The organism is Telluria sp. AC161 (assembly GCF_979258535.1).
This window is the reverse complement of sequence record NZ_OZ409861.1, coordinates 753,075-771,720: the sequence shown is the minus strand read 5'-3', so window position 1 is coordinate 771,720 and position 18,646 is coordinate 753,075. Positions and strand designations below refer to the sequence as shown.

General features: G+C 65.2%; 17 protein-coding genes. 11 read left to right on the top strand and 6 right to left on the bottom strand.

Translation table 11 applies throughout. From position 1 onward, the window contains the following. Positions 1-9: 9 nt before the first annotated feature. The 3 genes from ACZ0AJ_RS03470 to ACZ0AJ_RS03460 are packed head-to-tail and all read right to left on the bottom strand — an operon-like array spanning position 10 to position 1,642. On the bottom strand, positions 10-801 hold the full coding sequence (locus ACZ0AJ_RS03470; protein ID WP_183549872.1) for a hypothetical protein: 792 nt from the start codon (positions 799-801) through the stop codon (positions 10-12). Beyond that, positions 791-1,300: a hypothetical protein gene (locus tag ACZ0AJ_RS03465; RefSeq protein ID WP_499452758.1), complete on the bottom strand. Its 510-nt coding sequence runs from the start codon at positions 1,298-1,300 to the stop codon at positions 791-793. The genes ACZ0AJ_RS03470 and ACZ0AJ_RS03465 overlap by 11 nt, the downstream gene beginning before the upstream one ends. Positions 1,301-1,348: 48 nt before the next feature. Next, the gene (locus ACZ0AJ_RS03460; RefSeq protein ID WP_258836240.1) at positions 1,349-1,642 is read right to left on the bottom strand and encodes a DnaJ domain-containing protein; all 294 of its coding nucleotides are present in this window, start codon (positions 1,640-1,642) and stop codon (positions 1,349-1,351) included. A gap of 199 nt (positions 1,643-1,841) precedes the next feature. On the opposite strand from ACZ0AJ_RS03460, the gene ACZ0AJ_RS03455 reads away from it, so the two are divergent. From ACZ0AJ_RS03455 to ACZ0AJ_RS03440, 4 genes are all read left to right on the top strand, one after another. After that, a complete protein-coding gene (locus tag ACZ0AJ_RS03455) occupies positions 1,842-3,596 on the top strand; it encodes a glutamine--tRNA ligase/YqeY domain fusion protein (RefSeq protein WP_499453894.1) in 1,755 nt (584 codons plus the stop codon). An 85-nt stretch (positions 3,597-3,681) separates the two neighbouring features. Continuing rightward, positions 3,682-5,868 carry a metallophosphoesterase gene (locus ACZ0AJ_RS03450; RefSeq protein WP_499453893.1) on the top strand — a complete coding sequence of 729 codons (2,187 nt, stop codon included), beginning with the start codon at positions 3,682-3,684 and terminating at the stop codon, positions 5,866-5,868. 188 nt (positions 5,869-6,056) lie between these two features. Beyond that, positions 6,057-7,934: a sensor histidine kinase gene (locus tag ACZ0AJ_RS03445; protein ID WP_499452756.1), complete on the top strand. Its 1,878-nt coding sequence runs from the start codon at positions 6,057-6,059 to the stop codon at positions 7,932-7,934. 235 nt (positions 7,935-8,169) lie between these two features. Beyond that, positions 8,170-8,775 carry a glycine-rich domain-containing protein gene (locus ACZ0AJ_RS03440; RefSeq protein WP_499452755.1) on the top strand — a complete coding sequence of 202 codons (606 nt, stop codon included), beginning with the start codon at positions 8,170-8,172 and terminating at the stop codon, positions 8,773-8,775. 13 nt (positions 8,776-8,788) lie between these two features. On the opposite strand, the gene ACZ0AJ_RS03435 is transcribed toward ACZ0AJ_RS03440, so the two are convergent. Beyond that, on the bottom strand, positions 8,789-9,670 hold the full coding sequence (locus ACZ0AJ_RS03435; protein WP_499456717.1) for an NAD(P)H-binding protein: 882 nt from the start codon (positions 9,668-9,670) through the stop codon (positions 8,789-8,791). Between the two features lie 151 nt (positions 9,671-9,821). Here ACZ0AJ_RS03435 and ACZ0AJ_RS03430 point away from each other — a divergent pair, with 151 nt between their 5' ends. The 3 genes from ACZ0AJ_RS03430 (at position 9,822) to ACZ0AJ_RS03420 (ending at position 12,601) form a co-directional block, all read left to right on the top strand. Next, the gene (locus tag ACZ0AJ_RS03430) at positions 9,822-10,850 is read left to right on the top strand and encodes a CDP-6-deoxy-delta-3,4-glucoseen reductase (RefSeq protein ID WP_499456716.1); all 1,029 of its coding nucleotides are present in this window, start codon (positions 9,822-9,824) and stop codon (positions 10,848-10,850) included. A gap of 6 nt (positions 10,851-10,856) precedes the next feature. Continuing rightward, positions 10,857-12,113, top strand: coding sequence for an MFS transporter (locus ACZ0AJ_RS03425; protein ID WP_499452754.1), 1,257 nt, complete (start codon positions 10,857-10,859; stop codon positions 12,111-12,113). Positions 12,114-12,208: 95 nt separating this feature from the next. Next, a complete protein-coding gene (locus ACZ0AJ_RS03420; RefSeq protein ID WP_183549853.1) occupies positions 12,209-12,601 on the top strand; it encodes an HPF/RaiA family ribosome-associated protein in 393 nt (130 codons plus the stop codon). A 58-nt stretch (positions 12,602-12,659) separates the two neighbouring features. On the opposite strand, the gene ACZ0AJ_RS03415 is transcribed toward ACZ0AJ_RS03420, so the two are convergent. Next, positions 12,660-13,472: a helical backbone metal receptor gene (locus ACZ0AJ_RS03415; RefSeq protein WP_499453890.1), complete on the bottom strand. Its 813-nt coding sequence runs from the start codon at positions 13,470-13,472 to the stop codon at positions 12,660-12,662. Between the two features lie 129 nt (positions 13,473-13,601). On the opposite strand from ACZ0AJ_RS03415, the gene ACZ0AJ_RS03410 reads away from it, so the two are divergent. Both ACZ0AJ_RS03410 and sbcB read left to right on the top strand, forming a co-directional pair. Beyond that, positions 13,602-14,564: a GGDEF domain-containing protein gene (locus ACZ0AJ_RS03410; protein ID WP_183549846.1), complete on the top strand. Its 963-nt coding sequence runs from the start codon at positions 13,602-13,604 to the stop codon at positions 14,562-14,564. A 107-nt stretch (positions 14,565-14,671) separates the two neighbouring features. After that, a complete protein-coding gene (gene sbcB / locus ACZ0AJ_RS03405) occupies positions 14,672-16,120 on the top strand; it encodes an exodeoxyribonuclease I (protein ID WP_499453888.1) in 1,449 nt (482 codons plus the stop codon). A 68-nt stretch (positions 16,121-16,188) separates the two neighbouring features. Here sbcB and pyrF read toward each other — a convergent pair whose 3' ends face one another. Next, positions 16,189-17,016 (bottom strand): orotidine-5'-phosphate decarboxylase, encoded by an 828-nt coding sequence (gene pyrF / locus ACZ0AJ_RS03400; protein WP_499452752.1) that lies wholly within the window; start codon positions 17,014-17,016, stop codon positions 16,189-16,191. Between the two features lie 149 nt (positions 17,017-17,165). Between pyrF and ACZ0AJ_RS03395 the strand changes: the two genes are divergently transcribed. Then, complete coding sequence (locus ACZ0AJ_RS03395) at positions 17,166-17,777, top strand: LemA family protein (protein ID WP_499452751.1); 612 nt, start codon at positions 17,166-17,168, stop codon at positions 17,775-17,777. A gap of 8 nt (positions 17,778-17,785) precedes the next feature. Then, on the top strand, positions 17,786-18,634 hold the full coding sequence (locus tag ACZ0AJ_RS03390) for a TPM domain-containing protein (protein ID WP_499453885.1): 849 nt from the start codon (positions 17,786-17,788) through the stop codon (positions 18,632-18,634). Positions 18,635-18,646: the final 12 nt, after the last annotated feature.

Genomic DNA, 18,646 nt, shown 5'->3' with positions numbered 1-18,646 from the left:
GGCCTGCCGTCACGAAAAGATGTCCGAGCCCAGGCTGCGGCGCGGGCTGCGGCGCGGCATGCTGCGCACCGACGGCACCTGCTTGCGCAGGCGGAGCAACAGGTCGCGGGTCGAACGCTGCATGAATTCGGACTCTTCATCCGGATCGTCCGGCAGCTCGATTTCGGCCATCTCGGCGCTGTGCCTGAATTCAGGGAACAGCTCCAGCAGCGAACGCTCCCAGCCATCTTCGCTGGCCTTGGCCAGGTCGACCGCCAGCGGCACGATATCGCTGTCGGCGCTCGTCTGGCCGCTCACGTACCGGCCCTTGGACAGGATTTCGCCCGCTACTTCGAGGATTTCGCGCGGCGCCAGCGACCACATGATCGCGAAGATCGTCGCGCCATGGTCGGTGGCAGATGCCGCTTCGAGCAGCTCGTTGCGGCGCTCTTCGTCGTCCTGCGCATACACCACGCCATGGACGTGGTTGAACAGGTTTTCGGCGATGCGCTCGGGATCGTCCTCGATCAGGTTGTCGGGCCAGGTCGCGGCAATGTAGGCCAGGCTGTCGGCCCAGGCCTTGGGCGGCACCAGCATCGTGGCCAGCGACGTCTTGCCGCCGTCAAAGCCGGCCAGGTGCAGCGCCGTCACTTGCGGTGGCAGGTCGCTCAGCACCTGCGCCACGGCGTAGTCGCCATGCTCGTCGGCCGCTTTCGAGAACACCTCTTCGGCGTGGTCGAGCGAGCCGGCCAGCACCAGGTCGCCCACCTGCTGCGTCAAGGCTGGCAGATGTTCATTCTTGCTGCCGGTGTCATCGCTCATCGCGGTCTCCTTCGTCGAACAGGCCGCTGAAGTCGTCGGTTGCTTCGCCGTCTTCATCGACATCGTCGCCATCGTCATTGCGGCCCAGCTGCTCGAGCGACTGGTCTTCATCGTCCCAGCGATTCTGGTTCTTGAACAGGAATGCGGTGATAATCGCCTGGCGCGCCAGCTCGGGGAAGTTGGTCGTCATCGCTTCGTACATCTTCGCGCCCTCGTCACCCGTGCATTCGGCCATCGCGAACACCTTGGAAGGGTCGCCGTCGGCGTAGTCGAGCGCTTCGCGCATCAGGCCCTTGGCGTCCAGAAAGCGGATCTTGTCGACCAGCGCGAAGGCCATCATGTTGACGTCGTCGATGCCGCCGCCATCGGCGTATTCGGACACCAGTGCGTTCACCATCATGTCGTAGTTCTTGCGGTTGGGCGGGTCGCCCAGGGTGCCCTCGATCTGGCCTTCCAGTTCACGCGACTGGAAAGAAAATTCGGGATGTACGTTTTTCATAATGTGTCCTGTAGATATGTTTGGCGGGCCGCAGCGGCGGCCGAAGCGTCAGTGCGCAGGCAGGTTGACGCCGTTCAGGGCGAACAGCGAACGCCACAGCTCGAAGGCTTCGGCTTCGGCGTCGAGCACGATGCGGTGGTTCACGCTCTGGTTGTATTCGTCGCGCTTGGCGCGGTCAGACAGGATCTCGTAAGCCTTGCTCACGGCCTTGAAGCGCGCCTCGGCGCCCGGGGCCTGGTTGCGGTCCGGGTGGTAGCGCATGGCCAGCGAGCGGTAGACCTTCTTGATCTCGTCATCCGTGGCATTCGGGGCCACGCCGAGGATCGCATATAAATTTTCCAACAGAAACTCTCCCGGCGTCAGCCGTCTGGCATTGAATCACGGTTTAAAGAGAGATTATCCTATAGAAAAGGTTCGACGGGGCGCGAGCGCCCGCTTTCACCGGCTGGCGGCCACGGCGGGCGGGGTAACGACAAGGGCATGCTACAGGGCCGCCGTCTACGGTAAAATGCCCGACAACTTACCCTCCCAGAACTATCTCATGAGCAACGACAAGAATTCCCCGGCGCCGGGCAACGCACCGTCGTCGAACTTTGTGCGTGCCATCGTCGAATCCGACCTGGCCGCCGGCACGCATGCCCGCGAGGGCTTGCCGCCCGTGATCACGCGCTTCCCGCCCGAGCCGAATGGCTACCTGCACATCGGCCACGCCAAATCGATCTGCCTGAACTTCGGCCTGGCGCGCGACTACGGCGGCCTGTGCCACCTGCGTTTCGACGACACCAATCCCGAGAAGGAAGACCAGGAATACGTCGACACGATCATCGACAGCGTCAAGTGGCTCGGTTTCTCGTGGCAGCAAGAGGGCCAGGAGCACCTGTACTACGCCAGCGACTACTTCGACCAGCTATATGCGATGGCCGAGTACCTGATCCAGAACGGGAAAGCCTACGTCGACAGCCAGAGCGCTGAAGAGATGGCGAAGAACCGCGGCAATTTCGGCACGCTGGGCACCAATTCGCGCTTCCGCGACCGCCCGGTTGAAGAATCGCTGCAGCTGTTCCGCGACATGAAAGCCGGCAAGTACAAGGATGGCGAGCACATCCTGCGCGCCAAGATGAGCGAAGACGCGATGTCCTCGCCGATCATGACGAACCGCGATCCGGCCCTGTACCGCATCCGCCATGCGCACCACCACCGCACGGGCGACGCCTGGTGCATCTACCCGATGTACGACTACACGCACCCGATCTCGGATGCGATCGAAAACATCACGCACTCGCTGTGCACGCTGGAATTCCAGGATCACCGCCCGTTCTACGACTGGCTGGTCGAGACGCTGGCCGAAGGCGGCTTCTTCAGGAAGCCCGTGCCGCGCCAGTACGAATTCGCGCGCCTGAACCTGACCTATGTCGTGACCTCCAAGCGCAAGCTGCGCGCGCTGGTCGACGATGGCACCGTCACCGGTTGGGACGATCCGCGCATGCCGACCATCGTTGGCCTGCGCCGCCGCGGCTACACGCCCGAATCGCTCCAGCTGTTCTGCGAGCGCATCGGCGTGTCGAAGGCCGACGGCTGGATCGACATGAGCACGCTCGAAGGCGCGCTGCGCGACGACCTGGATCCGAAGGCGCCGCGCGCCATTGCCGTGCTGCGCCCGTTGAAGCTCGTCGTCGACAACTTCCCTGAAGGCGAGTCGCATGAGTGCAGCTCGCCCGTGCACCCGCACCATCCCGAGATGGGCAAACGCACCTTCCCGTTCACGCGCGAACTGTGGATCGAGCAGGAAGACTTCATGGAAACGCCGGTGAAAGGCTACTTCCGCTTCACGCCGCCGCAGGGCGACCTGCCGGGCAGCCGCGTGCGCCTGAAGTATGGCTACGTGGTCGAGTGCACGGGCTTTGACAAGGATGCCGACGGCAACGTCACCGCCGTCCACGTCAAGTATTTCGAAGATTCGAAGTCGGGCACGCCGGGCGCGGACAACTACAAGGTCAAGGGCAACATCACGTGGGTCAGCGCCGCCAGCGCGCTCGAAGCCGAAGTACGCCTGTACGACCGCCTGTTCCTGGACCCGCAGCCGGATGCCGGCGGCAAGGACTTCAAGACGGTGCTTAATCCGAATGCGCTCGAGACGATCACGGCGTACCTGGAACCGGGCCTGAAGGACGCCGTGGGCGACCAGCGCTTCCAGTTCGAACGTCATGGCTACTTCGTGGCTGACCGCGTCGATTCGACGCCGGGCAAGCCCGTTTTCAACCGGGTAACGACGCTCAAGGACAGCTGGGGCAAGTAAGCAGCCGGCCATGCAGCAGGCCATGTAACTATCCGGTCATGTAACGATGTCATCCTCCGGGCATCTTGATGACCGGAGTAATTGCATGACCCGTCCAATGCCTCACCGCGCTGCCACCTGCGCGGCGCTTTCCCTGCTGGCCGTGCTGGCAGGTTGCAGTCCCGGCGACAGCGACGCCCCTGTCGCCGCCACGCCGCCGCCAGTGCAAAGCCCGGCGCCAGCACCGGCTCCGGTCAGCACCGCCGTCGCCTTCATGAGCGACGTGCACTTCCAGGATGTCTACGGCGACTTCAAGAACAGCCAGTTCGCGGGCATTCCGACCAAGGACGGCAGGAATGCGACCATCCGTACGATGTATGCGCAGCTGACCTCCACGCGCCTGTTCAACGAAAATTACTTCGCGTTCTACGCCGCGCTCGACGACGCCTATGCCAAGGGCATTCGCGTCGTCGCGCTGCCGGGCGACTATACCGACGACGCCCAGCCGATGAACGTCGACGGCATCGCCGCGATCATGAGGCAGTACCAGGCCAAGGGCATGCGCTTTTTCATCGCGCCCGGCAACCATGACCCGGTCGAGCCGTTCGACGATAACGAAGCCGGCAAGAACGACTTTTTGACCAAGGACGGCAAGGAGCAGAAAATCTACGCCACCGGCAATCCGGCGTGCCTGGCCAAGGATCCGACGGTGATCTGCACCGACCAGGTCATGGAGCAAGGCACCGAACGCCTGATGGTCAAGATGGGCGAATTCGGCTTCATGCCAAACAAGGCCGACCTGCTGTGGGAAACCCCGTTCAGCAAGTACGACGCCGGCAAGTACACGTATGATGCGGCGCTGGCGCAGTCGGGCGGCAAGAGCCGCGAATTCGAAATCTGCGCCGAGGGCTCGGGCGGCGCCTACAAGGCCGCAGGCGAAGCCAAGCTGGGCAAAGCCTTCACCAAGTGCACGAAGCTGATCGACACCACTTATTTGGTCGAGCCGGTCAAGGGCCTGTGGCTGCTGTCGATCGACGCCAATGTGTTCGTGCCGAACGCGAAGTTCGACCCGGCCAATCCCACCAGCTTCAAGGGCTTCGATGGCGCCGGCAACGCCGGCTGGAACAAGGTGATCACCCACAAGATGTTCCTGATGGATTACATCAAGTCGGTCGCCGCACGTGCCAAGGCCGAAGGCAAGCAGCTGATGGCCTTCTCGCACTACCCGACCATGGACTTCTACGCCAACCAGACGCAGGCCATGAAGGACGTGTTCAAGTCGGGCGCGTTCCAGACGGCGCGCGTGCCGGACGCAAGTGTCGCCAACGCCGTGGCGGCCACGGGCCTGCGCCTGCACGTGGGCGGGCACATGCACTTCAACGGCACCAACGACCACACCGACGGCAGCGGCAACTACCTCGTCAACGTGCAGTCGCCGTCGCTGGCCGTGTATGGCGCCGCCTACAAGGTCGTGACCTACAAGGATGCCGAGACGATCGACGTCCAGACCATGCCGCTGTCGACGGTGCCACGCTTTGCCGAACTGTTCCCGCATTATGTGGTCGAGAACGATTACCTCAAGGGCAGCGCGGTGCCGGGCGACGCCGTCAAGCGCTGGGACCGCAGCATCCTCGACACCCGCTCGTATGGCGAATTCACGCACCAGTACTTCGGCGAGCTGTCGCGCCTGCGCTTCATGGACGAATACTGGCCATGCGAGATGAAAGAAGCGGCGATGGCCCTGAACGGCAAGCAGATGCTGATCCTGTCGCAGTTGCAGACCAGGGTCACGCTGGCGCAACTGAAGGACGCGCCCGGCATCCTGCCCTTGAGCGCCGCCTGCGCCGCTGCGGGCACACCGGCGAGCACGACGGTTGCTGCGTCGACGCTGGCCACCGACTGGCAGGACGCCACCGTGCGCGCCGAACGCCTGGCCACGGCTGCCGGCCTGCGCCTGGACGACTTCGCGAATCTCACCCCGTACGCGTTCTACGGCGACTTCCACCGCACCGTGTATGCGGGCGAACTGGCCCTGCGCGACATGGGCCAGGCGCGCGTGAACCAGTACAAGGTCTTGATGGCGGCGTTCCCGGCGGCGCCGGCGCCGATCGTGCGCATCGGCGACAAGCCGTCCGACCAGAACCCGGTGCACGTGCCGTTCCAGCAGCAGTTCAAGGGCGTTTTCGCGATCCTCAAGGGGCTTGGCTCGGCCAAGCCGAGCGACCATTTCACGGTCGACCTGAAGGGCAAGAAGGTCAGTAACGCCAGCAACAACGGGTTGAGCTTCAACTAAGCCGGCCCCACGCCAACTGTGTCACGGCGCCCCGCTCGCAACGAGCCGGGCGCCGTTATCTCATCAACGGGGCGGCATTCTTCGGAACCTAGTAAACCTGCTAGCTACGGTGGACGCCGACAATGCTTAGCGTAGAAACATCATCCGCACGCACGTCCACAACCAGCCTCACGTTCGTGAGATCCGCCATGCATCCAGACCGCCAAGCCGGGACGTTCGTACCTGCCGCCATGATCGTCGGCGTGGTGCTGTCGCTGGCGGTCGGGGCCGGCGCCTATCTGGCGACGTCCGGCGCGATCGAAAGCGATGCGCAGACACGCTTTCGCGCCATGGCGCGCGCCGCGCAGAACAATATCGATGCCCGGATCAAGAGCTACAGCGACGTGCTGCGCGGGGTCGCCGGCCTGTTTCGCTCCGCACCCGATACCAGTGCGGCCCAGTTCCACCAGTATGTCGGTGAACTCGACATCAAGCGCAACTTCCCGGGGATCGTCAACATCAACTACGCGCGCGCGGTGCGCGCCGACGGCCTGCCGGCGCTGAACGACGAGTTGCAAAAGCGCCTGGCGCGGCGCGGCGTCGTGCACACCCCGTTGCAGACGGCGCCGGATCGCGATACCTACACGGTGCTGGTGTACATGGAGCCGTTGCCGCCCAACCTGCTCGACCGGCTGGGGCTGGACCTGGAAGCGCGGGGCACGACGCGGCGCTCGCTGGCCGTCGCGCGCGACAACGGCAGCTCGAGCGCTTCGGGCACCCGCATCGCCCTGCGGCCCGGTCCCAACCAGAGCGCGCTGGCGCTGCGCCTGCCGGTCTACCGCAGCGACCTGCCCAACGACAGCGTGCAGGCGCGGCGTCTGGCGTATATCGGTTCGGCCGGTCTCGGCTTCGGCCTTGCGCCGCTGGTGGCCGACGTGCTCGATGAATTTCCCGTCAAGGGCGTGCGCCTGGTGCTGACCGAAGTGACCGCGCTGGCGCCGGAGCCGGGCGAAGCGCCGCCCCGCGCCGTGCTGTACGACAGCCTGGCCACGAGTGCGCGGCCCGACCCCGGCCCGCTGCGGGTCACCGATGCGATCTTCGTGGCCAGCCTGCCCATTGCATTCAACCAGCGCGTCTGGCGAGCCGACTTCAGCATTCCCAAGTCCGACATGTACACGCGCTTTGACATGTATTACCCGTGGCTGGCGGCGCTCGCCGCCGGCATGAGCACCGCCCTGCTCTACGCGCTGTTCCAGACGCTCGCCTCGTCGCGCCGCAACGCGCTGCGCATGGCCGAGGAAATGACGCGCGAACTGCGCGCCTCGCAGACCAAGCTGCAGGCCAGCCATGAAAAACTGCGACTTCTTGCCGCCCACGCCGAGCAGATCAAGGAAGGCGAGCGCAAGCGCATTGCGCGCGAAATCCATGACGACCTGGCGCAGAACCTGCTGGCGCTGAAGATCGAGGCCGAACTGCTGGCCAACCGCACGCGCGGCGCGCAGCAGCGCCTTCACGCACGCGCCGTGGCCACGGTGCGCCAGATCGACGTCACGATCCGCAGCGTGCGCCAGATCATCAACGACCTGCGCCCGAACGTGCTCGACCTGGGGCTGTCGGCCGCCGTCGACTGGCAGGTGGCCGACTTCGCGCGCCGCACCGGCATCACCTGCGAGCTGGTGGACGACGATGACGAGCACCGCATCGACGACAACAGCGCCACCGCGTTCTTCCGCATCCTGCAGGAGTCGCTCAACAACGTGGCGCGCCACGCGCGCGCTACCCAGGTGAGCATCACGCTGCACCAGCATGCCGGCATGCTCACCATGACGATCCGCGACAACGGCGTCGGGCTGCAGCCGGGCAGCCGCAACCGCCACGGCTCCTTCGGCCTGGTGGGTATCGAAGAACGCATCGCCATCCTGGGCGGCTCGTTCTCGATCAACAGCAGCGGCATGGGCAGCGGCACCACGATCGTGGTCAGCATCCCGGTGGATGGCGTGCCGGCTGCGGGCGCGACGGCGGCCGGCGCTGTGGCCACCGCCGGGCTGCGCACCGACAGCACCCCAATCTCGCCCGTCACCGCCTGAGGCGCCCCCCCTTTCCTGCTAAGGGTGACGACGTCGCCGGTCACCGAGCTCGTCCATGCTACCAAGTTTGATCTAGCTCAACTGCTGAGCTGAGCCAGCGCATGACAATGGCTGTGTCTGTCACAGGTCAATACCACCGGAATTTCCCGGTAATGCGCTATGGAAATACCCCACTCAGGCACCGTGACAGCCGCCAGCACTGTCCGATTCATCCACAAACACACACGAGGTGATCATGATGTCGACCCATACCGAATACGCCGCCTTCGAGGCGCTTGACCTGAACCCGATCAAGATGAAACTGATGCATGCAGCGTCCGGCGAAGGCTGGTCCGAAACGCGCGCCAACGCCGTCGAGACCGAGTACCGGCGTTTCCTGTTCCTCATGAAAAAATACCCGGATGCCGGCGCCTCGCCAACGGTCGATGTCGACACCTTCTGGCACTATCACATCCTCGACACCATGAAATACGCGCGCGACTGCGAGGCCGCTTTCGGCTTCTTCCTGCATCACTATCCGTATGTCGGCATCGCCGCCGGCACCGAAGGCGAACACGTCCAGGCGGGCGAGCGCATGCGCGCGCTGTACGAAGCCGAGTTCGGTGTGGTGGTCAGGGGCGACGCTGCGTTCTGCGCGTCGCCAGGCAAGCCGGCCGGCGCGACGGCGTTCTGTGCTTCCCCCGGCAAACCGGCAGCCGCAGCGAATGCCACCGCCTTTTGCGCCTCGCCCGGCAAGCCGGTCGCCAAGGGCGCGGACAGTGCTTTCTGCGCCTCGCCGGGCCTGCCGGCGATCATGACCAGCAAGATCGCGTTCTGCGCATCGCCCGGCAAGCGCGCATAAGCATTCGCCCGGATCAGCCTCGCAGGCGCGCCAGCGCCGTGGCGACGTCCGGGTACTGCAGGCGCACCCGCAGTTCGCGCCGCAAGCGTGTGTTGTCAAGCTGGCGCGACTCGGACATGTACGACAGCAGCACGGGCGAGACCAGCTGCGCCAGTTCGGCGCGCGGCAGGCGCGGCGAACGCGGCATGCCGAAGGCGTCGGCCACGGCATCGAAGTAATCGGCCATCTTCATGCGCGTGTCGTCGACCGCGTGATAGACCCGCCCGGCCCGGCCGCGCGTCAAGGCCTGCAGCACGATGCGGGCCAGATCGTCGGCGTGGATATGGTTGGTGTACACATCGTCCTCGAACCGCAGCGCGGGCGTGCCCTGCTCCAGGCGGCGCAGCGGCAGCCGGTCGGCGGCGTAGATGCCCGGCACGCGCAGGATCGACAGCGTCGCGCCGGCCACCAGCGCCCATGCGCGCAGGATGCGCTCGGCATCCACGCGGCGCCGGGCGCGCCCGTTCTTCGGCGCCACCGGGCGGTACTCTTTCACCAGCGCCCCGCCGCAATCCCCATACACGCCGCTGGTGCTCACGTACACGATGCGGCGCACGGCGCCCAGCGCCGCCACCAGGTGGCGCGTGCGGCGGTCGGTATCGCCGTCGGGCTGCGGCGGGGCCAGGTGCAGCACCCACGGTGCCAGATTGCGCAGGCGCGCCAGCGTGGCGGGCCGGTCGAGGTCGGCGACGACCGGCACTGCGCCGGCCGCGCGCAGCTCAGAGCAGCGCTCGGGCTGGCTGGTCAGCGCAAACACGCGAAAACGCCCGGCCAGCAATGGCAACAGGCGCATGCCGACGTCGCCGCAGCCGATGATCAACAGGCGCGGACGGGCAAAAGCGGAGCGGGATGGCATGGTCATGAAAGAATCGCGGGGTCGTGGAGGCGGCAACTGTAGCACAGGGCGCGCCCGGTAAAACAAGGGCGGGTGTAGAATGGCGGCCTCTCGCCGCACGCCGGCGCACCCCACCAACCACCCGCGTTCGCGCCCCAACTTCTCCATTCGCATGACCTTCCAGATCACCGTCCAGCCCAGCGGCAGCCAGTTTGGCTGCGAAGCCGATGAAACCGTCCTGGCCGCCGCCATCCGCGCCGGCGTCGGCCTGCCGTATGGCTGCAAGAACGGCGCCTGCGGCTCGTGCAAGGGCAAGGTGCTCGATGGCGCCATCGAGCACAAGCCCTACCAGCAGCGCGCCTTGAGTGACATCGAAAAGACTGCCGGCATGGCGCTGTTCTGCTGCGCGATGCCGTCGGCCGACCTGATGATCGAGGCGCGCGAAGTGGGCGGCAGCTCGGATTACCCGCTGCGCAAGATGCCCACGCGCGTTGCCGGCATCCGCAAGGCCGCGCCGGACGTCGCCATCGTCAACCTGCAATTGCCCGCCAATGAGCTGCTGGCCTACCGCGCCGGCCAGTACATCGAATTCTTGCTCAAGGACGGCAAGCGCCGCGCCTATTCGATTGCCAATGCGCCGTCGTTCGAAGGCCCGCTTGAACTGCACATCCGCCACCTGCCCGGCGGCCTGTTCACCGATCACGTGTTCGGCGCGATGAAAGAGCGCGACATCCTGCGCTTCGAAGGTCCGCTCGGCACGTTCTTCCTGCGCGAAGATTCCGACAAGCCGATCGTGCTGCTGGCATCCGGCACCGGCTTCGCACCGGTCAAGGCCCTGGTCGAGCACCTGATGCACCTAAAGTCCACGCGCAAGGTCACGCTGTACTGGGGCGGCCGCCGCCCGCAAGACCTGTACATGGACGAATTGTGCCGCGCCTGGGAAACCACCCTGCCCGACTTCACCTACGTGCCCGTGATTTCGGATGCGCTGCCAGAAGATGCCTGGACGGGCCGCACCGGCTACGTGCACGCCGCCGTCGTGCAGGACATCATCGACCTCTCCGGCCACCAGGTGTATGCCTGCGGCGCGCCGCTCATGGTCGATGCGGCACGCCGCGATTACGTGGCGCTGTGCGGCCTGCCCGAGGACGAATTCTTCGCCGACGCGTTCACGACCGCCGCCGATCTGGCTGACCAGTAAGGGCCCATGCCGCTGATTTCCCCGACCGGGCGCCTGGGTGTCCTGCGCAACCGTAACCTGGCGTTCTACCTGTCGGCGCGCTTTCTCGCCACCTTCGCCGTGCAGATGCAAAGCGTGGCGATCGGCTGGCAGGTGTACCAGATCACCGGCAGCCTGTTCGACCTGGGGCTGATCGGCCTGGCGCAGTTCGCGCCGTTTCTGGTGCTGATCCTGTGGGCCGGCCACGTGGCCGACCGCTACAACCGGCGCCTGATCGTGCTGTGCTGCATGGCCGTGCAACTGCTGTGCAGTGCGATGCTGATTGCCTTCACGGCCAGCGGCAGCACGACCGTGTGGCCCGTGTTCGCGATCCTGGTGCTGTTCGGCAGCGCGCGCGCCTTCATGATGCCGGCCTCGCAGGCGGTGCTCAAAAACCTGGTGCCTGACCGAGACTTCAGCCAGGCCGTGGCGCTGGGTTCCTCGACGATGCACGTGGCAATGATCCTCGGCCCGATCTTCGGCGGCCTGCTCTACGTGCTGGGGCCGCAGACGGTGCACATGACGGCCGCCTCGCTGCTCGCGCTCGCGGTGCTGCTCATGACGAACACGCGCACCATCGCGCAGGTGATCAACAAGGCGCCGGTCAGCTGGCACACGCTGCTCGAAGGCTTGCGCTTCGTGCGCTCGCGCCCGATCGTGCTGGGCGCGATCTCGCTCGACCTGTTCGCGGTGCTGTTCGGTGGGGCAACCGCCCTGCTGCCGGCCTACGCACATGACATCCTGGGCGCCGGGCCGTCCGGCCTGGGCTTTCTGCGCACGGCGCCCGGCATGGGCGCGGCCCTGTGCTCGGTGGCGCTGGTGATGTTCCCGATCACGCGCCGCGTCGGCGCCTGGATGTTCGGCGGCGTCGCCCTGTTCGGCCTGTGCGTGATCGTGCTGGGCCTGACCGACCACTTCGCGGTAGCCTTCGGCGCGCTGTTCCTGCTGGGCGTGGGCGACATGGTCAGCGTGTATATCCGCCATCTGCTGGTGCAGTACGAAACACCCGACGATATCCGCGGGCGTGTGAGCGCCGTGAACTCGGTGTTCATCGGCGCCTCGAATGAACTGGGTGAATTCGAGTCGGGCGTCACGGCCGGCTGGCTGGGATTGACGCGCGCGATTTTGCTCGGCGGCGTAGCGACGCTGGTCGTGACGGGCGTGTGGGCGATGCTGTTCCCGGTGCTGTCGCGGATGGACCGTTTTCCGCACCACGAAGCAGCGCGCGAAAAAGACGTGGTCTGATGGCGGCATGGAAGGTCGAGCACGGTTGGCGGAGCGGACGCGGTAAAAATCGCTGGGCGTGTAAGATAAAGCCATAACGATTACAGGAGCCATCCATGCAGATCAATGTCAATACCGATAACACCATCACCAAGCACCAAGGCCTGGACGAGCACGTGGATACCGTCTTGCGCGCTTCCATCGGTCGTTTCAGCGAGCAAGTGACCCGCGTCGACGTTCACCTGAGCGACGAGAACAAGGAAAAGAAAGCAGACGGCGGCAACCACTGCATGCTTGAAGCACGCCTGGCTGGCGTGGCCCCGATCGTCGTGCACGATCACGCGAACGACCTGCACCAGGCGATCAACAATGCCAGCGGCAAACTGGCCCGCGCACTCGACAGCACCATCGGTCGCCTGCACGATAAGCATCGCCATACCGCCGTCCCGGTGGTCAGCGTTGACGGCGACATCGACCCGACTGCCGACAAGCACCTGACCGATAACTGATCAGTGCCCGCAGGACCCTGCGCCCGCCATGGGCGCAGGGGCAATACCAACGCCGCACTCAGCGCGGCGTGCCTTCCAATAGTTCCCGCAACGTCTCCAGATAATTCACACCCGCCAGCGCGCGGCTGCCGTACCACGACAGCATTTCGCCATCGACCAGCAGCACGGGAATACCGATCTGTTTTTCCAGCGCGTCCACGTGCGCCTGCGTGAAGCGGTAAGGTTCGGTCGACAGCAGCACGGCGTCCAGGCCATCGACCAGACTGTCCGACCACGTGAAGCGCGGATAGCGGTCTTCGCCCAGCTGCGGCACGCGCCAGCCCAGTTCGGCCAGCATCGCCGCGATATAGGTATCGGCCGAGATGCTCATCCACGGATCCTGCCAGATGCAGTACAGCACCGTGCGTGATGCACCGGCAGGCCGGGCACGCAGCGCGGCCAATGCCTGTGTGAATGCGGTGCACCAGGATTCGGCCGCCTCCTGCACGCCGAAGATGCCACCCAGCAGGCGGGCCAGCGCCAGGTTATCCTGCGGCGTTACCGGATGCGTGACGATCACGTGCGGCACGAATTGCACCAGCGCGTCGTAGGTCGGTCGCGTGTTTTCATCGAGATTGACGACGACGTGGGTAGGCGCCAGGGCCCGGATCTTGTCGAGATTGACGTCCTTGGTGCCGCCGACCTTGGGAATGGCGGCGACAATGTCCCTGGGATGGATGCAGAAACCCGTGCGGCCGACGAGTTGGGGCGCCAGGACCAGATCGCACAATAATTCGGTGATCGACGGCACGAGGGAAACGATGCGCGCACCTGGCGCGGGCCGGTGTACCTGGCCCAATGCGTCGGTCAGTTCAATGCTGCTGGATGTCATGTGAATATGTCGCCATGGTAGTTTAAGTTTCGTCAAACGCGCAGGAGTGGCACAATCGGCTATGATCCCGCTGATGTAATAACACATGCAATCACGCATGCCAACGCGGCGTACCGCTTGAGGACTCACTTGGAACAGATCGGCACCTTCGGCACCAGCCGTACCCATATCAACGACTTGCAACTGTTTCGCGACGAAACCGACCCTGACGTCGCCGCGATGCTGGCCGACTGCGCCATCGTGCGCTTGCCGAAGGGCGAGCGCATCGACGACAGCGGTCAGGCGCACCTGTATATCGTACTCTCGGGCCAGCTCGAAATCGAATCGGATGCGCACGCAGGCGACGAAACCGGCACCACCCGCGTCTTGCCGGGCGAAAGCGTCGGCGACCAGGCCGTGCTGGACGATGCCGCGAACCTGGCGGCCATGACGGCGCTGGAAGACAGCGAACTCCTGGTGATCGAATCGAGCGTCGTCTGGTCGCTGATCGACCGCTCGAGCGTGCTGGCGCGCAATCTGCTGCGCCTGCTGTCGTTCCGCATCCGCACCACCAATGCGCTGCTGCGCCGGCGCCAGAAGCTGGGCGAATTCTACCGCCAGCTGTCGCTCAACGACCCGCTCACGGGCCTGTACAACCGCGCCTGGCTCAACGACATGCTGCCGAAGCTGGCGGCGCGCGCGGCCCGTACCGGCAGCGGCCTGTCGATCGTCATGATCGACCTGGACCACTTCAAGCAGTTCAACGATACCCACGGCCATATCATCGGTGACGTGGCGCTGTCGGCCGCCGCCAGCCTGATCCGCGACGCACTGCGCCCGTCCGACTTCGCCGTGCGCTTTGGCGGCGAGGAAATGCTGGCCGTGCTGCCCGACACCGGCATCGAACTGGCCACGATGGTGGCCGAGCGCCTGTGCCAGCGCCTGCGCGACACCGTTGTGTTTACCGACATGCGCGTGGAACTGCCGCACCTGACCGCGTCGTTCGGCGTGGCCAGCCTGGGCGAGAACGGCGACGAATACGCGCTGATGGCGGCGGCCGATGCCGCCCTCTACCGGGCGAAAGAAGCCGGGCGCAACCGCGTCTGTAACTAGCGTCCAACGCCGTCCCGCACGGACCGTGATACCGGGCCGTGACGGGACGGCGCATCTGTGCCACCATGTCGCCGACGCTGTGATTGCAGCCAAGACAACAACAAGACATGAGCCCGCATACCTTCCTCTGGCACGACTACGAAACCTTTGGCGCGACCCCGCGCCGCGACCGCCCGGCCCAGTTCGCCGCGATCCGCACCGACGCTGAACTCAACGAGATCGGCGAGCCGATCATGCTGTACTGCCAGCCAGCCAATGATTTTCTGCCCGATCCGGAATCGTGCCTGATCACTGGCATCCTGCCGCAGCACTGCCTCGAACACGGCGTGCCCGAGCACGAGTTCGCGCGCCAGATCGAGGCCGCCTTCAGCCAGCCCGACACGATCGGCGTCGGCTACAACACGATCCGCTTCGACGACGAGGTCACGCGCTACCTGTTCTGGCGCAACCTGATCGATCCGTACGCGCGCGAGTGGCAGCACAACTGCGGCCGCTGGGACTTGCTCGACGTCGTGCGCATGGTGCATGCGCTGCGTCCGGACGGCATCGTGTGGCCCACCCGCGACGATGGCAAGCCGAGCTTCAAGCTGGAACACCTGAGCGCAGCCAACGGCCTGGCACACGAGGCCGCGCACGATGCGCTGTCGGATGTGCGCGCGACCATTGCGCTGGCGCGCCTGATCCGCAGCAAGCAGCCGCGCCTGTTCGACTTTTGCCTGGAGCTGCGCCGCAAGGACCGCGTCGCCGCCGAGATCGGCCTGCACCAGGCCCCTGAAGCGCGCCAGCCGTTCCTGCACGTGTCGGGCATGTTCCCGGTCGAGAACGGCTGCCTGGCCCTCGTCTATCCGCTGGCCCAGCACCCCACCAACAAGAACGAAATCCTGGTCTGGGATTGCCGCTACGATCCGTCCGAACTGTTCACCCTCGATGCCGAGACGATCCGCACGCGCATGTTCACGCGCACCGACGACTTGCCGGAGGGCGTCACGCGCCTGCCGGTCAAGAGCGTGCACCTGAACAAGTCGCCGATGCTGGTGGCCAATCTCAAGACGCTGCAGCCCGAACTGGCCACGCGCTGGGATATCGATCTGGAACAGGGCCGCGCGCACGCCGCGCTGGCCGCTGCCGGCCCCGACCTGCGCGCCATCTGGGCGCAGGTATTGCAAAAGCCGGTATCCAGCACGCCGGTCGATGTGGATGAAGATCTGTATGGCGGCTTCGTCAGCAAGGATGACCGGCGCCAGCTGGAATCGATCCGCATGCAAAAGCCCGCGGCACTGACCGGAAAGCGCGTGAGTTTCGAGGACGAGCGCCTCAACGAACTGCTGCTGCGCTACCGCGCGCGCAACTTCCCCGAGACGCTGTCGGAAGAAGAAATGCAGACCTGGGAAGCGCACCGCGCAGCGCGCCTGTTCGAGGGCGCCGGCGGGGCCAGAACCATCGATCAACTATTCCAGGAGATCGATGCATTGTCGGAGACGGCCGACGAGCGGGCCGAGGCGATTCTTGGCGCGCTGTACGACTACGCCGAGATGATCGCGCCAGAGTTGCATTGAGCAATTGAACAACATCGCGCCGGCTGGCGCGATGTTCACACCATGCGCCGGCTGGCGCGATGTTCACATCATGCGGCGTTGCGCGCCGCATTGATCGCGTCGCGCGTTTCCGTCGCCACGCGCCGCGCTGCCTGCGCGAAGTCTTCGCCAGCCTGCGGCGTCGCATACAAAATCGCACGCGACGAATTGATCATCATGCCGGCGCCGCCTGCCGTGCGGCCGGCCTTCACGGTTGCCTCGACATCGCCGCCCTGCGCGCCCACACCCGGAATCAACAGCGGCATATCGCCCACCAGTGCCCGCACCTGCGCGATCTCTTCCGGGAACGTCGCGCCCACCACCAGCGCGCACTGGCCATTGCGGTTCCACTTGTCGGCCACCAGTTGCGCCACGTGCTGGTACAGCGGGCGGCCGCCCACATCCAGGAATTGCAGGTCGGAGCCACCCGCGTTCGACGTGCGGCACAGCACGATCACGCCGCGGTCCGGCCACGCCATGTATGGCTCGACCGAATCGAATCCCATGTACGGATTGACGGTCACCGCATCGGCGCCGTAGCGGTCGAACGCTTCGCGCGCGTACTGGTGCGCAGTAGCGCCGATGTCGCCGCGCTTGGCGTCGAGCACCAGCGGGATGTGTGGATACGTCTCGCGCAGATAGGTGCAGATGTCCTCGAGCTGGTCTTCGGCGCCCAGCGCGGCGAAATAGGCAATCTGCGGCTTGAAGGCGCAGGCCAGGTCGGCGGTGGCATCGATGATCGCCTTGCAGAACTGCACGATCGCATCCGGCTGGCCAGCCAGGTGCGCCGGGAAGCGCGCCAGGTCCGGGTCGAGGCCCACACACAGCAGCGAATCGTTGCGGGTCCATGCAGCCGCCAGTTTTTGAATGAAAGTCACGTCGAGCCCCTTGTATCCGAATAATTGCAAACCCATTATTGTACCCGCCGCCATGCGGTCCCCTGCCCCTCGGGGTTGCAGGAACACCAATTGCGGCCCGTTTCAGGTATATTTTGATTATTCGACAACTTGCACGGACCTTTACTGCCATGACTACGACCTTTATCTCCCGCTGGACCCGCCTGCTCGGCAGCGCCATTCTCGCCGGCGTCCTGCTCTCTGGCTGCGGCTACAACGATTTCCAGACCAAGGATGAAGCGACCAAGGCCGCCTGGAGCGAAGTGGTCAACCAGTACCAGCGCCGCGCCGACCTGATCCCGAATCTGGTCAACACGGTCAAGGGCTATGCCTCGCACGAACGCGAAACGCTCGAAGCCGTCACGCGCGCCCGCGCGTCGGCCACCAGCTTCCAGATCACTCCGGAAGTGCTGAACAACCCGGAAGCGTTCCAGAAGTTCCAGCAGGTGCAGGGTGAACTGTCGAGCGCGCTGTCGCGCCTGATGATGGTCTCCGAAAAATACCCGGACCTGAAAGCCGACACCAGCTTCCGTGACCTGGCCTCGCAGCTCGAAGGCACCGAGAACCGCATCACGGTGGCCCGCCAGCGCTACATCGCCTCGGTCCAGGATTACAACGTGACCGTGCGCCAGTTCCCGAAGAACCTGACGGCCATGGTATTCGGCTACGAAACCAAGCCATCGTTCACGGTCGAGAATGAAAAAGCGATCTCGACCGCACCAGCAGTCGACTTCGGCAAGTAAGGCTGGCGATGACGGCCTTCCTGCGCTTGTTCTCCACGCTTCTGTTCGCACTGGCGACGCTGCTCGCCGGCGCGGTGCCGGCCCATGCCCAGCTCAAGGAGGTGCCGAAGCTCACCACGCGCGTGACTGACCAGGCCGGCATGCTCGACGCCACCCAGCGCCAGCGCCTGGAAGCCGTGCTGGCCGACTACGAAGCCAAGACGGGCAGTCAGATCGCCGTGTTGCTCGTCAAATCGACCGAGCCCGAAGCCATCGAGGCCTACAGCATCCGCGTCACGGATGCCTGGCAGCTGGGCCGCAAGGGCGTCGACGACGGCGTGCTGCTCGTCGTCGCCCCCGGCAACCCGTCGGCGCTGCGCCGCCTGCGGATCGAGGCTGGCCGTGGTGTACAGGGCGTGCTGACCGATGCGCAATCCAAGCGCATCCTGCAGGATGTGATCGCGCCGCATTTCCGGGAACAACATTATTACGAAGGCCTGGTGGCCGGCGTGGGCGCCATCGCCACGCTGCTGAACCAGGAAGCCTTCCCGGCGCCCCCGCAGCAAGCACCGCAACGACAGGAAGCTGCGGGCGGTGGCGGGATTCCGTTGATAGCCATCTTCGCGATCCTGATCGGTGCATTCCTGCTGCGCTCGGTCTTCGGCGGCAAGCGCGGCCGTACGGTTGCCAGCAGCCGTGGTCGCTCGAACTGGGGCGGCGCGACGACCGGCTTCATCCTCGGCAACATCATCGGCAATATGAGCAACGGTGGTGGTGGCGGGTTTGGCGGTGGCGGCGGCGGCGGTGGCTTCGGCGGCGGCGGTTTTTCAGGCGGTGGTGGCGGCTTTGACGGCGGCGGCGCCTCGGGAGACTGGTAATGGGATCGATCG

Bases quoted from the DNA above. Each gene is read 5' to 3' on its own strand.
- ACZ0AJ_RS03470 (WP_183549872.1), bottom strand. From the start codon at position 801: ATGAGCGATGACACCGGCAGCAAGAATGAACATCTGCCAGCCTTGACG.
- ACZ0AJ_RS03465 (WP_499452758.1), bottom strand. From the start codon at position 1,300: ATGAAAAACGTACATCCCGAATTTTCTTTCCAGTCGCGTGAACTGGAA.
- ACZ0AJ_RS03455 (WP_499453894.1), top strand. From the start codon at position 1,842: ATGAGCAACGACAAGAATTCCCCGGCGCCGGGCAACGCACCGTCGTCG.
- ACZ0AJ_RS03450 (WP_499453893.1), top strand. From the start codon at position 3,682: ATGACCCGTCCAATGCCTCACCGCGCTGCCACCTGCGCGGCGCTTTCC.
- ACZ0AJ_RS03445 (WP_499452756.1), top strand. From the start codon at position 6,057: ATGCATCCAGACCGCCAAGCCGGGACGTTCGTACCTGCCGCCATGATC.
- ACZ0AJ_RS03440 (WP_499452755.1), top strand. From the start codon at position 8,170: ATGATGTCGACCCATACCGAATACGCCGCCTTCGAGGCGCTTGACCTG.
- ACZ0AJ_RS03435 (WP_499456717.1), bottom strand. From the start codon at position 9,670: ATGCCATCCCGCTCCGCTTTTGCCCGTCCGCGCCTGTTGATCATCGGC.
- ACZ0AJ_RS03430 (WP_499456716.1), top strand. From the start codon at position 9,822: ATGACCTTCCAGATCACCGTCCAGCCCAGCGGCAGCCAGTTTGGCTGC.
- ACZ0AJ_RS03425 (WP_499452754.1), top strand. From the start codon at position 10,857: ATGCCGCTGATTTCCCCGACCGGGCGCCTGGGTGTCCTGCGCAACCGT.
- ACZ0AJ_RS03420 (WP_183549853.1), top strand. From the start codon at position 12,209: ATGCAGATCAATGTCAATACCGATAACACCATCACCAAGCACCAAGGC.
- ACZ0AJ_RS03415 (WP_499453890.1), bottom strand. From the start codon at position 13,472: ATGACATCCAGCAGCATTGAACTGACCGACGCATTGGGCCAGGTACAC.
- sbcB (WP_499453888.1), top strand. From the start codon at position 14,672: ATGAGCCCGCATACCTTCCTCTGGCACGACTACGAAACCTTTGGCGCG.
- ACZ0AJ_RS03395 (WP_499452751.1), top strand. From the start codon at position 17,166: ATGACTACGACCTTTATCTCCCGCTGGACCCGCCTGCTCGGCAGCGCC.
- ACZ0AJ_RS03390 (WP_499453885.1), top strand. From the start codon at position 17,786: ATGACGGCCTTCCTGCGCTTGTTCTCCACGCTTCTGTTCGCACTGGCG.